Source organism: Bradyrhizobium sp. Mp27 (assembly GCF_029953005.1).
GTDB lineage: Bacteria > Pseudomonadota > Alphaproteobacteria > Rhizobiales > Xanthobacteraceae > Bradyrhizobium > Bradyrhizobium barranii.
This window is the reverse complement of the sequence record NZ_JASAUS010000822.1, coordinates 1-220: the sequence shown is the minus strand read 5'-3', so window position 1 is coordinate 220 and position 220 is coordinate 1. Positions and strand designations below refer to the sequence as shown.

The 220-nt window shown below is 60.5% G+C and carries 1 protein-coding gene; it reads right to left on the bottom strand.

What is annotated here, in order from left to right; translation table 11 throughout:
- Positions 1-68: 68 nt before the first annotated feature.
- Positions 69-220 (bottom strand): transposase domain-containing protein (locus QJT78_RS52775; protein ID WP_281461011.1); only part of this gene is annotated, 152 nt, incomplete at its 5' end.

The window sequence follows — 220 nt, the reverse complement described above, 5'->3', positions numbered from 1 at the left end:
ATAAACGTCCTGCCTGACCGGCTACTGCTGTTCAGCGGCGCTGACGGCGATCATCAGGTGGGGGAGTTTCAAGTGACCATACCCGGGGGATTTTGACCGACCCACGGGGAGGGCAGGAGCTCGTCGATCCGGGACTGCGGGTGACCGGTTGCGATCGCTTTGAGCGTCGCTTTCATCCAGACGTAGGGCTCCACGCTGTTGATTTTGCAGGTGGCGATGA